Annotated in this window: 2 protein-coding genes; both read left to right on the top strand. The window is 45.3% G+C overall.

Annotated features, from left to right (window positions below; all coding sequences use genetic code 11):
* The first annotated feature begins 86 nt into the window (after positions 1 to 86).
* Positions 87 to 581, top strand: coding sequence for a helix-turn-helix domain-containing protein (locus QJ48_RS32715; RefSeq protein WP_054977502.1), 495 nt, complete (start codon positions 87 to 89; stop codon positions 579 to 581).
* Positions 582 to 616: 35 nt separating this feature from the next.
* Positions 617 to 899: transposase (locus QJ48_RS36435; RefSeq protein ID WP_193394530.1), on the top strand; the 283-nt coding region annotated here is incomplete at its 3' end.

Consider the following 899-nt stretch of genomic DNA (forward strand, 5'->3'; position numbering starts at 1 on the left):
CTAGTGCCTCATCAGTAAATATTAACCTGAATATGGAAAGGATTTTTGAGCCCTCCTGATGAAATGAATAGCGGGAGGGATTTTCTATGCTTTTTGTCCGCGAACTAACAAACCAAGAAGGTCAACACTTACTCCGTGTTGCTCGTCGAAACACATCCGGTTTTGCTGTACGGAGGGCTTACATATTGCTAGCATCTGCGCAAAAAATGAAAGTCAAAGACATTGCGTCCCTGTACCATTGCGCCGAGGATCACGTCTGTGATGTCATTCATGCTTTCAATGAGGACGGGCTAGATTGTCTCAAACCAAACTATCGTGGTGGAAGACCTGCTACATTTTCCAAAGAAGAGCGGAGCTTAATTATTGAGCTTGCTCAAATTCCTCCACAGACCATTGGCTTACCTTTTTCTCATTGGTCTCTGGCGAAGTTAGCTCAAGCAGCTATGGATCGAGGCATCGTGACTAGTATTACAGCGGAAACCGTGCGAGTCATCTTGAATGAAGCCCATATCACCTATCAAAACACCAAGACGTGGAAGCAATCCAATGACCCAGAATTTGAAACGAAAAAAAACGAATAGAATCGTTATACAGCCATCCGCCCCAAGATGGTCGGGTGATCTGTGTAGATGAATTCGGTCCTCTGGAAGTCCGACCTTACCCGGGCAAGGATTGGAGGAAAGAAAAGAAACCCAAACGTCTGCCTGCCGATTACACGCGAAAACACGGTGTCCGCCATCTTTTCGCTGCTTATGATCTAAAAAGTGACAAGCTCTACGGACATAATCGAAAACAAAAAACAAGCCGTGACTTTCTACTGTTCCTCCAAGTTCTTCGCCGCCGGTACCATCGTTCCGAACGGCTTTATATTGTGCTGGACAATTTCAGCATCCATAAAA

Origin of the sequence: Paenibacillus sp. A3 (genome assembly GCF_001399685.1) — a bacterium.
Classification (GTDB): Bacteria; Bacillota; Bacilli; order Paenibacillales; family NBRC-103111; genus Paenibacillus_G.